A 16,111-nucleotide genomic window follows, 5' to 3' on the forward strand; every position below is an offset into this window, starting at 1 on the left:
CGATATGACGACATTACCAGAACGCGTTGCCGCCCATTTTGCCGAAAGCATCCGCGCCAAACAGGAAGCCGGGAAAGTGCTCGCCGAACCCGCCGCGCAGGCTGCCGAGATGATGCTGCAATGCCTGATGAACGACGGCAAAATCCTGATATGCGGCAACGGCGGTTCGGCTGCCGACGCACAACATTTTGCCGCCGAAATGACCGGGCGTTTTGAAAAAGAACGTATGGAACTCGCCGCCGTCGCCCTGACCACCGACACGTCCGCCCTGACCGCCATCGGCAACGACTACGGCTTCGATTACATCTTCAGCAAACAAGTGCGCGCCCTCGGACGCGCCGGCGACATTCTCGTCGGCATTTCCACCTCCGGCAATTCCGCCAACGTCGCCGAAGCCGTCAAAGCCGCCCACGAACACGATATGCGCGTCGTCGCACTGACCGGCCGCGACGGCGGCAAAATCGCCGCGATGCTCAAAGACACCGACGTACTGCTCAACGTCCCCCATCCGCGCACCGCCCGCATTCAGGAAAACCACATCCTGCTGATACACGCCATATGCGACTGTATCGACTCCGTGCTGCTGGAAGGCATCTGACCCTTTTCCCGCCGCGCCGCAATGCCGTCCGAACCGATGAAGAAAGGAAATCCCGTGAAATTCAAACCGCACACCGTCCGCATACTCATTACCGCCATTTTCAGCCTTGCCCTTAGCGGCTGCGTCAGCGCAGTAATCGGAAGCGCCGCCGTCGGCGCGAAATCCGCCGTCGACCGCCGCACCACCGGCGCGCAAACCGACGACAACGTTATGGCGTTGCGTATCGAAACCACCGCCCGTTCCTACCTGCGCCAAAACAACCAAACCAAAGGCTACACGCCCCAAATCTCCGTCGTCGGCTACAACCGCCACCTGCTGCTGCTCGGACAAGTCGCCACCGAAGGCGAGAAACAGTTCGTCGGTCAGATTGCACGTTCCGAACAGGCCGCCGAAGGCGTGTACAACTACATTACCGTCGCCTCCCTGCCGCGCACTGCGGGCGACATCGCCGGCGACACTTGGAACACATCCAAAGTCCGCGCCACGCTGCTGGGCATCAGCCCCGCCACACAGGCGCGCGTCAAAATCGTTACCTACGGCAACGTAACCTACGTTATGGGCATCCTCACCCCCGAAGAACAGGCGCAGATTACCCAAAAAGTCAGCACCACCGTCGGCGTACAAAAAGTCATTACCCTCTACCAAAACTACGTCCAACGCTGACTCGGCAATGCCGTCTGAACCGCCTTCAGACGGCATTGCCCGACACCCCAAAAGCACAATCAAAATGGCAAAAAAACCGAACAAACCCTTCAGGCTGACCCCCAAATTCCTGATACGCGCCGTATTGCTCATCTGTATCACCGCCATCGGCGCATTGGCAGTAGGCATCGTCAGCACATTCAACCCGAACGGCGGCAAAACCCTCCAAACCGAACCGCAGCACACCGACAGCCCCAGCGAAACCGAATTCTGGCTGCCAAACGGCGCAGTCGGACAAGGTGCGGCACATCCCGAACCGGCCCCGTCTGAACCCGAAAGTGCGGACGATGAAAACGAAAGCGGCGGCAAACCGCCCCTTCCCGCCCCTGCCAAAAAAAACCGTGCCAAACCGCGTCCTTCGGATGCGGTCCGGGCTGCCGATCCGTTAACCGCCGCCGAAACACAAGCTGAAAAAACACTCAACGAAACCCCCGTACTGCCCACAAACATCCCCCGTCCCGAGACCAAAAAAGAAACACCCGAAGAACAGGCGCAGCCCAAAGAAACACCCAAAGAAAAAGAAACGCCCAAAGAAAACCATACCAAACCGGACACCCCGAAAAACACGCCGCCCAAACCCCATAAAGAGATTCTCGACAACCTCTTCTGACCCGGCGCGGCAGGCACACCCGCAATACAAGGAAGCATTATGAACGGCATCATCATCAAAACCCCCGAAGAAATCGAAAAAATGCGCGAACTGGGCAAACTCGTCGCCGAAGCCCTCGACTACATCGGACAATTCGTCAAACCCGGCATCACCACCGACGAAATCGACAAACTCGTTTACGACTACCACGTCAACGTCCAAGGCGGCTATCCCGCCCCCCTGCACTACGGCAACCCGCCCTACCCCAAATCCTGCTGCACCTCCGTCAACCACGTCATCTGCCACGGCATTCCCGACGACAAACCGCTCAAAGAAGGCGACATTATCAACATCGACCTCACCATCAAAAAAGACGGCTTCCACGGCGACTCCAGCCGTATGTTTACCGTCGGCAAAGTTTCCCCCATCGCCCGACGGCTGATCGACGTAACCCACGCCTCTATGATGGCGGGCATCGAAGCCGTCAAACCCGGCGCGACACTGGGCGACGTAGGCTACGCCTGCCAACAGGTTGCCGAAAACGCCGGCTATTCCGTCGTACAGGAATTTTGCGGACACGGCATCGGGCGCGGTTTCCACGAAGCCCCGCAAGTTTTGCACTACGGAAAAAAAGGACAGGGCCCCGTTCTAAAACCGGGTATGATTTTTACCGTCGAACCGATGATCAACCAAGGCAAACGCCACCTGCGTATCCTCAACGACGGCTGGACGGTGGTTACCAAAGACCGCTCCCTCTCCGCCCAATGGGAACACGAAGTCTTGGTGACCGAAACCGGCTACGAAATCCTCACCGTCAGCCCGGCTACCGGCAAACCCTAACCCCCCTATAGAAATAAACAATGCCGTCTGAAAGAAACGAAGATATAATATGCAATATAAAAATAGGTTTGACTCGGCACATTACAAAAATAAAGTAAATTAAAATTTACGCGGCAACCAAACAAACTCTAAAAGGAATTCCCATGAAAGTATTTGAAGAGATTGAAGATGTTAAAGCCATCCGCAAAAAGACCGGGCTGAACCAGATAGACTTTTGGGGCAAGGTCGGCGTTACCCAATCCGGAGGCTCGCGCTACGAAACCGGCCGCAAGATGCCCAAACCCGTACGCGAACTGCTCCGCCTCGTCCATATCGAATGCCTCGATTTGGCGAAAGTCAACAAAAAAGATATGGAAATCGCCGCCCTGTTGAAAAAACACCATCCCGACCTGTATGCCGAATTGTCCAAACAGACTAAGGCCGAAAGAAAAAAACAAGGTTAAACCGCAACCTCCGGACATCCGGAGGTTTTTCATTTCCGAAAAACGCCAACAATGCCGTCTGAAACGCCGAACCTGCCTTTTTACAAACTTTATCCAATTTCCTGTTTATTTCGGGATACGCCGACATTAGAATGTCAAACAACCCGAAACGGGCAAACTCCACATCTATCCAAAGGAATAAAAATGAAACTTCTGACCACCGCAATCCTGTCTTCCGCAATCGCGCTCAGCAGTATGGCTGCCGCCGCCGGCACGGACAACCCCACCGTTGCCAAAAAAACCGTCAGCTACGTCTGCCAGCAAGGTAAAAAAGTCAAAGTAACCTACGGCTTCAACAAACAGGGCCTGACCACATACGCCTCCGCCGTCATCAACGGCAAACGCGTGCAAATGCCTGTCAATTTGGACAAATCCGACAATGTGGAAACATTCTACGGCAAAGAAGGCGGTTATGTTTTGGGTACCGGCGTGATGGATGGCAAATCCTACCGCAAACAGCCCATTATGATTACCGCACCTGACAACCAAATCGTCTTCAAAGACTGTTCCCCACGTTAATCAGGCAACAAAAAACAGCGTTTTCAGAAATGAAAACGCTGTTTTTTTGACCGTTCCATTATTCGCAAAAGGGAAAAAACGATTACCTGCCCCGTGTATCAAAACCTGCCCTGCCGGATGAAGGGCACAACCAGCAGGGACGGCATCAACACCATATGGGGGTACGGCTTTTCTTGAAAGATTCGGCTTAAATATCCAACACTTTCGCGGTATAGGCGATAATTTCATCCGCCCTTTCGGGGTTTTCGTTCAACTTGATGCCGTAACCCGGTACCAGCTCTTTCAGACGGCCTTCCCAAGACGGGGCGCGCTCGGGGAAGCATTGGTGCATCAGCCGGATCATCAGCGGCACGGCGGTCGATGCGCCCGGCGACGCTCCCAGCAATGCGGCGAGCGAGCCGTCGGCGTGGGCGACAATCTCCGTACCAAACTGGAGCACGCCGCCTTTTTCGGAATCTTTTTTAATGATTTGGACGCGTTGCCCTGCGGTGATGAGTTCCCAGTCGTCGGGGTTTGCCTCGGGGTAGTATTCCAGCAGGGAGGCGAAGCGTTCTTCTTTGGTTTTACGCAATTCGCCCAGCAGGTATTTGGTCAGCGGCATATTCGCCCAGCCGGCGCGCAGCATAGGATAGAGGTTGTCCATATGGATGGACAGCGGCAAATCCATAAGCGAGCCTTGCTTGAGGAAGTTGGAACGGAAGCCTGCGTAAGGGCCGAACATAAGGTGGCGTTTGCCGTCCACGTTGCGTGTGTCGAGGTGCGGGACGGACATCGGCGGCGCGCCGACAGAGGCCTGCCCGTACACTTTGGCGTTGTGTTGTCCGGCGGTTTCGGGGTTGCTGTTGCGGAAGAACAGGCCGGACACTGGGAAGCCGCCGTAGCCCTTGCCTTCGGGGATACCGGATTTCTGCAGCAGGGTCAGCGCGCCGCCGCCCGCGCCGAGGAAGAGGAAGCGGGTGCGGAGGGTGAGCTGCCCGTCGGGGTTGCGGGTATCGGCGGTTTTGAGCACCCACGCGCCGTCGGATTCGCGTTTGACGTCTTCGACGTGGCGGTTGAACTCGGTTTTTACGCCCTTGCCCTGCAAATATTTCACCATCTGGCGCGTCAGCCGTCCGAAATCGACATCCGTACCTTCGGCGGAGTAGTTGGCAGCGACGGGTTGGTTTTCGTCCCGGCCGCGCATAATCAGCGGAGCCCAATCGGAAATCTTGTTCCGATCGGTGGAAAATTCCATATTTTCAAAAAGTTTCTGCGTTTTAAACACATCATAGCGTTTTTGCAGGTAACGGCAGTGGTCTTCGTTCATCACCAAAGACATATGCGGCACGGCATTGATGAAGGAATTGTCTTCCAACTTGCCTTCCGCGACCAGCGTCGCCCAAAATTGGCGGCTGATGTGGAACTGTTCGGCAATATTGAGAGCGCGCGCCGGATTGATGACGCCGTCCGCACCCAGCGGCGCATAGTTCAATTCGCACAGTGCGGAATGCCCCGTGCCGGCGTTGTTCCACGCGTTTGAAGATTCCAACGCCACGTCTTCCAAGCGTTCAATCAGGGTGATTTCCCAAGACGGTTCGAGTTCTTTGAGCAAAACGCCCAAAGTCGCGCTCATAATGCCGCCGCCCACCAAGACAACGTCTGTCGCTTCAGCCATGGTTTACTCCTAAAAAACAGGCATCTTCTGCCCTTATGGTTATTTGCCGTACTACAAACGCCTGAATCGCAAAAGCAGGGGAAACCGGCAATAGTGTGTGTCCGAGCACGCTGTTTCGGGGTTGGAATGCGTTGCAAGTATGGCTTCCGACACCGCTTCAGGGGCTTGTAATATGTTATCGTGAATGTAGTGGATTTTACTGGGAAATGCAAAGTTTTTCTGTCGCCCGCCAAGCCCGGGAACTGCGAAATGAAAAATAAAAATAGTTATTTATCTATATATATCAAATTTTTAATAGGTAAAAAACCAAAATTGTTTATATATTAATTTTTAAAAGATTGTCAGCATATTGCGTTAAGTTTTTTAAATTTGAAAATACTGCCTCACACCTGCACGCCATACCCCGCCAACCTACCGGTCAGGATTTCCCTGTTTTTGCGCCAATCTTCCCTCAGCATACTGTACACAACCGTATCGCGCACACTGCCGTCTTTACGGAGCATATGCATACGCAGCACGCCGTCTTTTTCTGCGCCCAGCCGTTCGATGGCACGTTGCGAGGCAAGGTTCAGAATATCCGTGCGCCATCCCACGCAACAGCAAGCCAAAACATCGAACGCGTAATCCAACAGCATGATTTTGCAACAGGTGTTTATCCGTGTCCGCTGTGCCGATGCCGCATACCATGTAAACCCAATATCCAAACGCGGAATCTGCGGTTCAAAATGATAATACGCCGTTGTCCCAACTACTCTGCCTGCCTCTTCATCGATAACAGCAAACGCCAAACGCGTTGCCAATGCTGTTCCGATATAGTCTGCCACCCTATCCGGATGAGGTGCGGACGTTACCCTCAGCTTCCAAACCTCCCCATCGCAAACCGCCTCGCGCAAACCCGTTTCATGATGCCCATCCAACGGTTCGAGACGAACGCCGCCCAACGACAAGACCGGCAGTATTATCTTTTCCGACATCCTTTTCTCCCGATATTCCGCCTTCAGACGGCATTCCCGCCCGAAATGCCGTCTGAACGGCTAAAAACACAATATCCCCGCCTCCGACACAAAACCGTCCAGCGGCAGGTCGTGCGGTTCGCGCGGCAGCGTGCCGACCAGTTGGCAGGCAAAGCCCACGCCCACGGTTTTTGCCTGCAAACGGTATTTCATCGCTGCAAGCGTCGCATCGTAATAGCCGCCTGCCTGCCCCAAGCGGTAGCCTTCGCGGTCTATGCCGACAAGCGGGACGAGCAATACCGACAAACCGTGCACGCGGATTTTGCGCCCTGCAAACTGCGGCACGTTCAACTTCGCCCTGCCCCGTATGCGCTCCCGTTCCATTCCGCTTTCAGGATACGGCGTAAACCACATCCGCCGCGAACGCGGTTCGATATAAGGCAGATAAAGTTTTGCGCCGCGTTTTTGCGCCGCGCGGACAAAGCCGTCCAAACGCAATTCCTTGCCCATCGGCCAATACACGCCGATTTTCCGACCGTGCTTGATATAACGTTTGAGCAGGCGGTTAATTTTTACCGTTGCCGCCGCCCGCACGTCCCACCCCATTTGCGAACGCCGCCCGCGTAATTCGCGGCGCAGGGCGCGTTTTTCCTCGTTTCTCATTTCAGACGGCCTTTCGGGATTGCGGTAGAATGTTGCGATTATAACGATTTTGTTAACATTCAAACAGGACGCACACAATGTGGCACATCGTCGCCATCGGCTATCTTTTTGTTGCCGTTATGTATTCCGCCGCGCAGCCGAGTATTGCGCGCGCCTTGATTTATTTGGTTTTCTGGGCGGTTCTGCCCACCGTGTTCACGGTTTGCACCATCACCGTCCGCCGCCGCAACCGCCTGATGAGACAGCAGGAACAGGCAGAATTCGAACAGCAGCGCGCACAACGGCAAAAAGACAGCGGCACAAAACCCTGAATCCCTTTTCAGACGGCATCTTATCCGCTATAATCCGTCAGTTTTCCATTTCGGAAACACACTATTTTTAAAACTTATGCCCACTTTCGCCGAAGGGTGCTTGACAATAGGCATCGCCTATCAAGTTCTATGCGATTGAATGTGTGCCCTTAACCCTTTCAAGGAAATCAAAATGTCTCAAATTACTATGCGTCAGATGATTGAAGCCGGTGTCCACTTCGGCCACCAAACCCGTTTCTGGAACCCGAAAATGGCACAATACATTTTCGGTGCGCGCAACAAAATCCACATCGTCAACCTAGAAAAAACCCTGCCGATGTTCCAAGAGGCGCAAGAAGCCGTACGCCGTCTGGTTGCCAACAAAGGTACAGTATTGTTCGTAGGTACCAAACGCCAAGCCCGCGACATCATCCGCGAAGAAGCTACCCGCGCCGGTATGCCTTTCGTCGATCACCGTTGGTTGGGCGGTATGCTGACCAACTACAAAACCGTTAAGCAATCCATCAAACGCCTGGAAGAAAAAACTGCCGCTTTGGAAAACGCTGCCGAAAGCGGTTTCAGCAAAAAAGAAATTCTGGAAATGCAACGCGACGTTGAAAAACTGGAACGTTCTTTGGGCGGTATCAAAAACATGAAAGGCCTGCCCGACGCGATTTTCGTTATCGATACCGGCTACCAAAAAGGTACTTTGGTTGAAGCTGAAAAACTGGGCATCCCCGTTATCGCCGTAGTTGATACCAACAACAGCCCCGACGGCGTGAAATACGTCATCCCCGGCAACGACGACTCCGCCAAAGCCATCCGCCTGTACTGCCGTGGCATCGCTGACGCAGTTTTGGAAGGCAAAAACCAAGCGCTGCAAGAAACTGTAGCAGCTGCCCAAGAAGCTGCTGCCGAGTAATTCGGTGTACAGAAGAGGGGCGTTATGCCCCTTTTCTCAAATATGCCGTCTGAACGTCCGTTCGCGGCACACGATTCCCGAATGCGGAAAATCCTTTCCGTATTTCCCAAAAATCTAGGAGATTCAAAATGGCAGAAATTACTGCAAAAATGGTTGCCGACCTGCGCGCCGCTACCGGCTTGGGCATGATGGAATGCAAAAAAGCCTTGGTTGAAGCCGAAGGCAACTTCGACAAAGCCGAAGAAATCCTGCGTATCAAATCCGGTGCGAAAGCCGGTAAACTCGCCGGCCGTACCGCTGCCGAAGGCGTATTGGCTTACGCGATCAACGGCAATGTCGGCGCATTGGTTGAAGTAAACTGCGAAACCGACTTCGTTGCCAAAGATGCCGGCTTCGTAGAATTTGCCAACTTCGTTGCCAAAACTGCTGCCGAGAAAAAACCGGCTACCGTTGAAGAACTGAGCGAACTGGTCGAAGCAGAACGCAAAGCCATCATCGCCAAATTGGGCGAGAACATGTCTGTCCGCCGCTTCCAAGTGATCGACACTGCCAACCAACTGGTTGCCTACATCCACGGCGCATTGGCGACCGAAGGCGTATTGGTCGAGTTCAAAGGCTCTGAAGACGTAGCGCGCAAAATCGGTATGCACATCGTTGCCGCCAAACCGCAATGCGTAAGCGAAGCCGAAGTAGATGCCGAAACCGTTGAAAAAGAACGCCACATCTACACCGAACAAGCCATCGCTTCCGGCAAACCTGCCGACATCGCCGCGAAAATGGTTGAAGGCCGCATCCGCAAATTCTTGGCTGAAATCACTCTGAACGGCCAAGCATTCGTGATGAATCCCGATCAAACCGTTGCCCAATTCGCTAAAGAAAACGGCACTGAAGTGGTCAGCTTCGTACGCTACAAAGTAGGCGACGGTATCGAGAAAAAAACCGTCGATTACGCGGCAGAAGTAGCCGCCGCTGCTAAAGTGTAAGGCACTTATGAAAAAGAAAGCACCTGGATTCCAAACGAATCAGGGTGCTTTTTTTTGAGAGTTACACTGTTTAAAATATAGTGGATTAACAAAAATCAGGACAAGGCGACAAAGCCGCAAACAGTACAGATAGTACGGAACCGATTCACTTGGTGCTTCAGCACCTTAGAGAATCGTTCTCTTTGAGCTAAGGCGAGGCAACGCCGTACTGGTTTAAAGTTAATCCACTATACTGTCGAACAGAAAATATTTCATCATAACCAACCAATAATAATTTATCCAACCCCATACGCCCACGGAAAACGCGTTACCCTGTCAGCCAAACATCCCGAAAGGTCGTCTGAAAAATCAAACGCCCTTTCCCCAAATTGAAGCAGTGCTCTAAACACTCGGCACTAACCAACCCAAAGAAAGCAAGGTATCCCATGACACAGCAAATCAAATACAAACGCGTATTACTGAAACTCTCCGGCGAATCCCTGATGGGTTCCGATCCGTTCGGTATCAATCACGATACCATCGTTCAAACTGTCGGCGAAATTGCCGAAATCGTGAGAATGGGCGTGCAAGTCGGCATCGTTGTCGGCGGCGGCAATATTTTCCGGGGCGTATCCGCCCAAGCAGGCAGTATGGACCGCGCCACTGCCGACTACATGGGTATGATGGCGACCGTGATGAACGCCTTGGCACTCAAAGACGCATTTGAAACCTTGGGCATCAAAGCGCGCGTACAATCCGCACTGTCTATGCAGCAAATCGCTGAAACTTACGCCCGTCCTAAAGCCATTCAATATTTGGAAGAAGGCAAAGTCGTGATTTTCGCCGCCGGTACCGGTAACCCGTTCTTCACGACCGACACTGCCGCCGCATTGCGCGGTGCGGAAATGAACTGCGACGTGATGCTCAAAGCCACCAACGTTGACGGCGTGTACACCGCAGACCCGAAAAAAGACCCGTCCGCCACGCGCTACGAAACCATTACTTTTGACGAAGCCTTGTTGAAAAACCTCAAAGTGATGGACGCGACCGCCTTTGCCCTCTGCCGAGAACGCAAGCTCAATATTGTCGTCTTCGGCATCGCCAAAGAAGGCTCGCTCAAACGTGTAGTAACGGGTGAAAACGAAGGCACGCTGGTTCACTGCTGATTGCCCATAGGGTCGGCAGATATAGTCGCATATAGGTGTCAGACAACCATTTATTATATGGAGATTAACAAGCCTAAACCCATCCTGCCTCACGCATCAATTTTTCATATGCCGACTATATTGCCTTCCATTTGAAAATGCCGTCTGAACGATGTTCAGACGGCATTTTGCCTTTCAGTGGGCAAACCGCTTTGCAGCAGGCGGACAAAATCGGCATAAGGGCAACACCGTACTCATCATCCGCACCGATTTCAACCTGTTTTACCGTTTTGACAAACCAAGCATCCCCGATTACAGCACCTTATGCCGCAACCGGTTGGCGCAAGGCGACACCCTGTCCGAACTGCCGGGACTGATTAACCGGCAACTGACCGAAAAAAGCCTATAGTGGATTAAATTTAAACCAGTACAGCGTTGCCTCGCCTTGCCGTACTATTTGTACTGTCTGCGGCTTCGTCGCCTTGTCCTGATTTAAATTTAATCCACTATAAAATACACCGCCGCCATTGCAACCGCAAATCCCGCTATGTGCGGGCAACCTATTGAAAACCAAACCACAAAACCAGTAAAGAAATATTTTATTTAATTTATAATTTATTTACAATTTTGATACAATTTGTCTTTCATCAAAGGAGAAAATCTATGCAAGCACGGCTGCTGATACCTATTCTTTTTTCAGTTTTTATTTTATCTGCCTGCGGGACACTGACAGGTATTCCATCGCATGGCGGAGGCAAACGCTTTGCGGTCGAACAAGAACTTGTGGCCGCTTCTGCCAGAGCTGCTGTTAAAGACATGGATTTACAGGCATTACACGGACGAAAAGTTGCATTGTACATTGCCACTATGGGCGACCAAGGTTCAGGCAGTTTGACGGGAGGGCGTTACTCCATTGATGCACTGCTTCGCGGCGAATACATAAACAGCCCTGCCGTCCGTACCGATTACACCTATCCACGTTACGAAACCACCGCTGAAACAACATCAGGTGGTTTGACAGGTTTAACCACTTCTTTATCTACACTTAATGCCCCTGCACTCTCGCGCACCCAATCAGACGGTAGCGGAAGTAGGAGCAGTCTAGGCTTAAATATTGGCGGGATGGGGGATTATCGAAATGAAACCTTGACGACTAACCCGCGCGACACTGCCTTTCTTTCCCACTTGGTACAGACCGTATTTTTCCTGCGCGGCATAGACGTTGTTTCTCCTGCCAATGCCGATACAGATGTGTTTATTAACATCGACGTATTCGGAACGATACGCAACAGAACCGAAATGCACCTATACAATGCCGAAACACTGAAAGCCCAAACAAAACTGGAATATTTCGCAGTAGACAGAACCAATAAAAAATTGCTCATCAAACCAAAAACCAATGCGTTTGAAGCTGCCTATAAAGAAAATTACGCATTGTGGATGGGGCCGTATAAAGTAAGCAAGGAAATCAAACCAACGGAAGGATTGATGGTCGATTTCTCCGATATCCGACCATACGGCAATCATACGGGTAACTCTGCCCCATCCGTAGAGGCTGATAACAGTCATGAGGGGTATGGATACAGCGATGAAGCAGTGCGACAACATAGACAAGGGCAACCTTAATTCACACTACCATAACCGCTTGCTACCAAGGAAAACAAAATGAAATTGCCTATTCAAAAATTCATGATGCTGTTTGCAGCAGCAATATCGTTGCTGCAAATCCCCATTAGTCATGCGAACGGTTTGGATGCCCGTTTGCGCGATGATATGCAGGCAAAACACTACGAACCGGGTGGTAAATACCATCTGTTCGGCGATGGTCGCGGCAGTGTTAAAAATCGGGTTTACGCCGTCCAAACATTTGATGCAACTGCGGTCGGCCCCATACTGCCTATTACACACGAACGGACAGGATTTGAAGGTGTTATCGGCTATGAAACCCATTTTTCAGGACACGGACATGAAGTACACAGTCCGTTCGATCATCATGATTCAAAAAGCACTTCTGATTTCAGCGGCGGTGTAGACGGCGGTTTTACCGTTTACCAACTTCATCGAACAGGGTCGGAAATCCATCCGGAGGATGGATATGACGGACCGCAAGGCAGCGATTATCCGCCCCCCGGAGGGGCAAGGGATATATACAGCTACTATGTCAAAGGAACTTCTACAAAAACAAAGATAAACACTGTTCCGCAAGCCCCTTTTTCAGACCGCTGGCTAAAAGAAAATGCCGGTGCCGCTTCCGGTTTTTTCAGCCGTGCTGATGAAGCAGGAAAACTGATATGGGAAAACGACCCCCATCAAAATTGGTGGGCTAACCGTATGGATGATATTCGCGGCATCATCCAAGGTGCAGCCAATCCTTTTCTAACGGGTTTTCAGGGATTGGGAGTTGGGGCAATTACAGACAGTGCGGTAAACCCGGTAACCTATGCGGCAGCACGGAAAACTTTACAGGGTATTCACAATTTAGGAAATTTAAGTCCGGAAGCACAACTTGCGGCCGCAACCGCATTACAAGACAGTGCTTTTGCGGTAAAAGACAGTATCAACTCTGCCAGACAATGGGCTGATGCCCATCCGAATATAACTGCAACAGCCCAAACTGCCCTTTCCGCAGCAGAGGCCGCAGGTACGGTTTGGAGAGGTAAAAAAGTAAAACTTAACCCGACCAAATGGGATTGGGTTAAAAATACCGGCTATAAAAAACCTGCTGCCCGCCATATGCAGACTTTAGATGGGGAGATGGCAAGTGGGAATAGACCGCCTAAATCTATAACGTCGGAAGGAAAAGCCAATGCTGCAACTTATCCTCAATTAGTTAATCAATTAACTGAGCAAAACTTAAAAAACATTGCTGCACAAGATTCAAGGTTAGCAAGTGCTGTAAATGATTGGAAAACAATACAACCAAATAAAAAGGGAGAAATTAATTTTGGTATTGGTTCTGCAACTCGTCAAGAGGCTGAACAGTTAGGAAAAATTTGGGTTGGAGACGGAGCTAAACCAGTTAATAGTCCATCTTGTCAAGGATGTATGTTAAGTGCAGATGGCACAAGGCTATATCGTCCTCCAACTACAAAACCAAACACCCCTGAATCACTTAACCCAACGGGAGTGCAAGCTAATTTTGTTACTAGAAGTGTTGATGGAAAAACCTTAACTAATGGACATTTGAATATAAAATGATTAAATTGGATTTAAAAAGCATAAATTTATATGATATTGACTTTGAAAAATTTACCCCCGAAATTCCAGATAATTTTCATAGATGGATAGATTTGGATATCGGAATCGAAGGAGAACAAGGCTCATCTATTTTTTCACTTTGCATTTGTTCTCCTAAATGGATTTCCCATCATTGTAATAAAGAAGGTTTTTTTTGGGCTAATGCATTAATATTAGAACAGTTTGATCATAAGATTATTAAAAGTGAAATTGATAAAATATTAGAATATTGCTCAAAAGAAACTTGGGATTTGACACTTTCAAACTTATTACGATTTTTTTCTTGGGAATTCGAAGATTACAATCCAAACACATAAGAGCAATTTGGGATGATAAGTCTGGAGCAATTGTAATTAGAGACCCAAATTCAAAAGATGGTGGGACTGCATTTAGACCAACCTTAGGTAAAACTTACTTTGACAAGCAAAAATAAAATTATTATGAATATAATCAATTACACAGGTGATGACATTATTATTTCTTTAACAAGAGAAGAGCTTCAATTATTGCGTTCCCTTGTTATTGAAATTTATGCAGGTGTTTGCATAGATGCAGAAGAATTTGAGATTGTGTCAGGAATTCGCAATCCTCAATTAGTGCAAGAGCTAGAACAACATTTAATTGAAGCATATAATCTAATGGATACATCTAACTAAATGGTTATGCAGAGTGTGGGTTCTCGCAGCCCACCTAGCCGTATCTTAAAAATCCTTTTCAGGCTGCCTGAAACTGGGTGGGCATCAATGCCAATCCTAACTGTGCTGATGAAGCAGGAAAACTGATATGGGAAAACGACCCCAATAAAAATTGGTGGGCTAACCGTATGGATGATATTCGCGGCATCGTCCAAGGTGCGGTTAATCCTTTTTTAACGGGTTTTCAGGGATTGGGAGTTGGGGCAATTACAGACAGTGCGGTAAACCCGGTAACCTATGCGGCAGCACGGAAAACTTTACAGGGTATTCACAATTTAGGAAATTTAAGTCCGGAAGCACAACTTGCGGCCGCAACCGCATTACAAGACAGTGCTTTTGCGGTAAAAGACAGTATCAACTCTGCCAGACAATGGGCTGATGCCCATCCGAATATAACTGCAACAGCCCAAACTGCCCTTTCCGCAGCAGAGGCCGCAGGTACGGTTTGGAGAGGTAAAAAAGTAAAACTTAACCCGACCAAATGGGATTGGGTTAAAAATACCGGCTATAAAACACCTACTGCCCGCCCTATGCAGACTTTAGATGGGGAGATGGCAGGTGGGAATAAGCCACCAAAACCAAGTACGCAGCAACACCCTACACACTCTGATAACAATATCGGCTTACCTGCCTCATATGTTAAACCTGATACATCTATTTCTCCGACAGGAACAATTCAAGACCGCATCAGATGGACAAAGTCCAAGTTTCCTACTGAGAAATCTTTAAATGGACATTTCAAAGCTCATGGAAAAGAATTTGGCGATATAACCATTGAAGACTACCAAAAAATGGCGTCTGATTTGTTATCAAAACAGACATCGGACAAGATATTAGGTTATCAGACGGAACATAGACGAGTGCGCTATGATATCAATAACAATATCTATGTTTTGGCCAATCCAAAAACATTCAAAATCAAAACAATGTTTAAACCAAACTTAGGAAAGAAGTATTATGATGGAGAATTCAAAAAAGACATGGGAAATTGACGGAGAAATATGGCTACATTGTCCTGTTTGCGGAACTGAAGTTATGGACTATGATATCTGTGACGTTTGTCAGTGGCAAAATACAGGAGAAACTAATATAGATGGTGGCCCTAATGAAATGACACTTGCGGAGGCGAAAGAAGCTTACGCAAAAGGCTTACCAATCAGATAAATAAGCACCTAGAGAAATCAATGATGACGGAATCCCATGGTTACCTATCAAATAATTTACCTGTTAAAATCATAAATGATATTATTTATGCAACCCAGTTAGTCGAAGATTTGGTTTTAGGAAAAATAAAAATTGTTGATTTTTTAAAATCATATAACAATTTTTATTGTTGGCTTGGTTTTGATGAGTTGCCTCAATCTGAGAAAATAAAATTCCTAAGTTATCTCAATATATTAAGTATTCATAAAGAAATACAAGATGAAACTGTGAATAGGGTTTATACCGATTGAAAAATAGTAGATAGAGATTAATATGTTAAATGAAATTTTTGAAATTTATTCGAGACAAGGAGAATCTTTGATAGGAATTGGAATTAGAGAAGCCGCATTACCCGTCCCCATTGCAATAGATATATTAAATTTATTTATCAATGAGAGAATACTTGTATTGGGGGGAGATATTTATATCAAGAAAGATAATTATTTTTATCAAACATATGATAATTGGTATTACGAGGGAAGTAATTTATTTAACAGTATCGACAAAGCAATGCATTATTTATCTCAAATAAAATTAGAGAATGCATACGTATCTTTTGTGTTGAAATTTATCTAACAAAGGAAGCACAAGAATAGATTTATAGTAAAACATCAAGATGTTGAAAATGCTGGGTTTTAATCCAACCTACACTGACCG

At 49.0% G+C, this 16,111-nt stretch carries 19 protein-coding genes and 3 pseudogenes; 19 read left to right on the forward strand and 3 right to left on the reverse strand.

Annotated elements, in window-relative coordinates:
- Positions 1–4: 4 nt before the first annotated feature.
- The 6 genes from FGL10_RS08000 (at position 5) to FGL10_RS08025 (ending at position 3,730) form a co-directional block, all read left to right on the forward strand.
- Complete coding sequence (locus tag FGL10_RS08000) at positions 5–598, forward strand: phosphoheptose isomerase (RefSeq protein WP_003708827.1); 594 nt, start codon at positions 5–7, stop codon at positions 596–598.
- 54 nt (positions 599–652) lie between these two features.
- Positions 653–1,261 (forward strand): BON domain-containing protein, encoded by a 609-nt coding sequence (locus FGL10_RS08005; protein WP_003712986.1) that lies wholly within the window; start codon positions 653–655, stop codon positions 1,259–1,261.
- A 7-nt stretch (positions 1,262–1,268) separates the two neighbouring features.
- Positions 1,269–1,910: a prolipoprotein diacylglyceryl transferase gene (locus FGL10_RS08010; protein ID WP_036475207.1), complete on the forward strand. Its 642-nt coding sequence runs from the start codon at positions 1,269–1,271 to the stop codon at positions 1,908–1,910.
- A 39-nt stretch (positions 1,911–1,949) separates the two neighbouring features.
- Positions 1,950–2,729, forward strand: coding sequence for a type I methionyl aminopeptidase (map, locus tag FGL10_RS08015; protein WP_036469638.1), 780 nt, complete (start codon positions 1,950–1,952; stop codon positions 2,727–2,729).
- A gap of 143 nt (positions 2,730–2,872) precedes the next feature.
- Entirely contained in the window at positions 2,873–3,172 is a 300-nt protein-coding gene (locus FGL10_RS08020) for a helix-turn-helix domain-containing protein (protein ID WP_003712989.1), read from the forward strand.
- A gap of 183 nt (positions 3,173–3,355) precedes the next feature.
- Positions 3,356–3,730, forward strand: a complete 375-nt coding sequence (locus FGL10_RS08025; protein ID WP_002225721.1) for an ACP-like domain-containing protein — start codon at positions 3,356–3,358, stop codon at positions 3,728–3,730.
- 187 nt (positions 3,731–3,917) lie between these two features.
- Here FGL10_RS08025 and FGL10_RS08030 read toward each other — a convergent pair whose 3' ends face one another.
- The 3 genes from FGL10_RS08030 to FGL10_RS08045 all read right to left on the reverse strand — a co-directional run bounded on the left by FGL10_RS08030 (position 3,918) and on the right by FGL10_RS08045 (position 7,000).
- Positions 3,918–5,384, reverse strand: a complete 1,467-nt coding sequence (locus FGL10_RS08030; RefSeq protein ID WP_003708819.1) for a malate:quinone oxidoreductase — start codon at positions 5,382–5,384, stop codon at positions 3,918–3,920.
- A gap of 383 nt (positions 5,385–5,767) precedes the next feature.
- Complete coding sequence (locus FGL10_RS08040) at positions 5,768–6,358, reverse strand: GNAT family N-acetyltransferase (RefSeq protein ID WP_003708817.1); 591 nt, start codon at positions 6,356–6,358, stop codon at positions 5,768–5,770.
- A 60-nt stretch (positions 6,359–6,418) separates the two neighbouring features.
- Positions 6,419–7,000 (reverse strand): 5-formyltetrahydrofolate cyclo-ligase, encoded by a 582-nt coding sequence (locus FGL10_RS08045; protein WP_003708816.1) that lies wholly within the window; start codon positions 6,998–7,000, stop codon positions 6,419–6,421.
- A gap of 77 nt (positions 7,001–7,077) precedes the next feature.
- Here FGL10_RS08045 and FGL10_RS08050 point away from each other — a divergent pair, with 77 nt between their 5' ends.
- The 13 genes and pseudogenes from FGL10_RS08050 to imm40 all read left to right on the forward strand — a co-directional run bounded on the left by FGL10_RS08050 (position 7,078) and on the right by imm40 (position 16,030).
- A complete protein-coding gene (locus tag FGL10_RS08050) occupies positions 7,078–7,311 on the forward strand; it encodes a hypothetical protein (RefSeq protein ID WP_003708815.1) in 234 nt (77 codons plus the stop codon).
- 172 nt (positions 7,312–7,483) lie between these two features.
- Positions 7,484–8,212 (forward strand): 30S ribosomal protein S2, encoded by a 729-nt coding sequence (rpsB, locus tag FGL10_RS08055; RefSeq protein WP_036469634.1) that lies wholly within the window; start codon positions 7,484–7,486, stop codon positions 8,210–8,212.
- A 128-nt stretch (positions 8,213–8,340) separates the two neighbouring features.
- A complete protein-coding gene (gene tsf, locus FGL10_RS08065; RefSeq protein ID WP_003708813.1) occupies positions 8,341–9,195 on the forward strand; it encodes a translation elongation factor Ts in 855 nt (284 codons plus the stop codon).
- A 425-nt stretch (positions 9,196–9,620) separates the two neighbouring features.
- Complete coding sequence (pyrH, locus tag FGL10_RS08070) at positions 9,621–10,340, forward strand: UMP kinase (protein ID WP_003708812.1); 720 nt, start codon at positions 9,621–9,623, stop codon at positions 10,338–10,340.
- 232 nt (positions 10,341–10,572) lie between these two features.
- A pseudogene (locus FGL10_RS08075) lies at positions 10,573–10,725 on the forward strand (IS5/IS1182 family transposase); the annotation flags it as partial.
- 257 nt (positions 10,726–10,982) lie between these two features.
- Complete coding sequence (gene mafA / locus FGL10_RS08080; protein WP_003708808.1) at positions 10,983–11,945, forward strand: adhesin MafA; 963 nt, start codon at positions 10,983–10,985, stop codon at positions 11,943–11,945.
- Positions 11,946–11,984: 39 nt separating this feature from the next.
- A complete protein-coding gene (locus FGL10_RS08085; protein WP_036475211.1) occupies positions 11,985–13,517 on the forward strand; it encodes a MafB family polymorphic toxin in 1,533 nt (510 codons plus the stop codon).
- Positions 13,514–13,873, forward strand: coding sequence for an immunity 8 family protein (locus FGL10_RS08090; RefSeq protein WP_013448295.1), 360 nt, complete (start codon positions 13,514–13,516; stop codon positions 13,871–13,873). Before FGL10_RS08085 ends, FGL10_RS08090 begins: the two co-directional genes overlap by 4 nt.
- A 123-nt stretch (positions 13,874–13,996) precedes the next feature.
- Entirely contained in the window at positions 13,997–14,212 is a 216-nt protein-coding gene (locus tag FGL10_RS08100) for a hypothetical protein (RefSeq protein WP_002215102.1), read from the forward strand.
- 104 nt (positions 14,213–14,316) lie between these two features.
- Positions 14,317–15,243 (forward strand): annotated as a pseudogene (mafB, locus tag FGL10_RS08105) (polymorphic toxin MafB class 3); the annotation flags it as partial.
- Positions 15,209–15,415, forward strand: coding sequence for a CPCC family cysteine-rich protein (locus FGL10_RS08110; RefSeq protein ID WP_002235294.1), 207 nt, complete (start codon positions 15,209–15,211; stop codon positions 15,413–15,415). The pseudogene mafB and the gene FGL10_RS08110, both read left to right, overlap by 35 nt.
- A gap of 20 nt (positions 15,416–15,435) precedes the next feature.
- Positions 15,436–15,702, forward strand: a pseudogene (locus tag FGL10_RS08115) (hypothetical protein); the annotation flags it as partial.
- Between the two features lie 25 nt (positions 15,703–15,727).
- Positions 15,728–16,030, forward strand: a complete 303-nt coding sequence (imm40, locus tag FGL10_RS08120; RefSeq protein ID WP_002215106.1) for an Imm40 family immunity protein — start codon at positions 15,728–15,730, stop codon at positions 16,028–16,030.
- Positions 16,031–16,111: the final 81 nt, after the last annotated feature.

The organism is Neisseria lactamica, from assembly GCF_901482445.1.
GTDB classification, from domain to species: Bacteria; Pseudomonadota; Gammaproteobacteria; order Burkholderiales; family Neisseriaceae; genus Neisseria; species Neisseria lactamica.

Coding starts and splice junctions, on each gene's coding strand:
- FGL10_RS08000 (WP_003708827.1), top strand. CDS start 5: ATGACGACATTACCAGAACGCGTTGCCGCCCATTTTGCCGAAAGCATC.
- FGL10_RS08010 (WP_036475207.1), top strand. CDS start 1,269: ATGCCGTCTGAACCGCCTTCAGACGGCATTGCCCGACACCCCAAAAGC.
- map (WP_036469638.1), top strand. CDS start 1,950: ATGAACGGCATCATCATCAAAACCCCCGAAGAAATCGAAAAAATGCGC.
- FGL10_RS08020 (WP_003712989.1), top strand. CDS start 2,873: ATGAAAGTATTTGAAGAGATTGAAGATGTTAAAGCCATCCGCAAAAAG.
- FGL10_RS08025 (WP_002225721.1), top strand. CDS start 3,356: ATGAAACTTCTGACCACCGCAATCCTGTCTTCCGCAATCGCGCTCAGC.
- FGL10_RS08030 (WP_003708819.1), bottom strand. CDS start 5,384: ATGGCTGAAGCGACAGACGTTGTCTTGGTGGGCGGCGGCATTATGAGC.
- FGL10_RS08040 (WP_003708817.1), bottom strand. CDS start 6,358: ATGTCGGAAAAGATAATACTGCCGGTCTTGTCGTTGGGCGGCGTTCGT.
- FGL10_RS08045 (WP_003708816.1), bottom strand. CDS start 7,000: ATGAGAAACGAGGAAAAACGCGCCCTGCGCCGCGAATTACGCGGGCGG.
- FGL10_RS08050 (WP_003708815.1), top strand. CDS start 7,078: ATGTGGCACATCGTCGCCATCGGCTATCTTTTTGTTGCCGTTATGTAT.
- rpsB (WP_036469634.1), top strand. CDS start 7,484: ATGTCTCAAATTACTATGCGTCAGATGATTGAAGCCGGTGTCCACTTC.
- tsf (WP_003708813.1), top strand. CDS start 8,341: ATGGCAGAAATTACTGCAAAAATGGTTGCCGACCTGCGCGCCGCTACC.
- pyrH (WP_003708812.1), top strand. CDS start 9,621: ATGACACAGCAAATCAAATACAAACGCGTATTACTGAAACTCTCCGGC.
- mafA (WP_003708808.1), top strand. CDS start 10,983: ATGCAAGCACGGCTGCTGATACCTATTCTTTTTTCAGTTTTTATTTTA.
- FGL10_RS08085 (WP_036475211.1), top strand. CDS start 11,985: ATGAAATTGCCTATTCAAAAATTCATGATGCTGTTTGCAGCAGCAATA.
- FGL10_RS08090 (WP_013448295.1), top strand. CDS start 13,514: ATGATTAAATTGGATTTAAAAAGCATAAATTTATATGATATTGACTTT.
- FGL10_RS08100 (WP_002215102.1), top strand. CDS start 13,997: ATGAATATAATCAATTACACAGGTGATGACATTATTATTTCTTTAACA.
- FGL10_RS08110 (WP_002235294.1), top strand. CDS start 15,209: ATGATGGAGAATTCAAAAAAGACATGGGAAATTGACGGAGAAATATGG.
- imm40 (WP_002215106.1), top strand. CDS start 15,728: ATGTTAAATGAAATTTTTGAAATTTATTCGAGACAAGGAGAATCTTTG.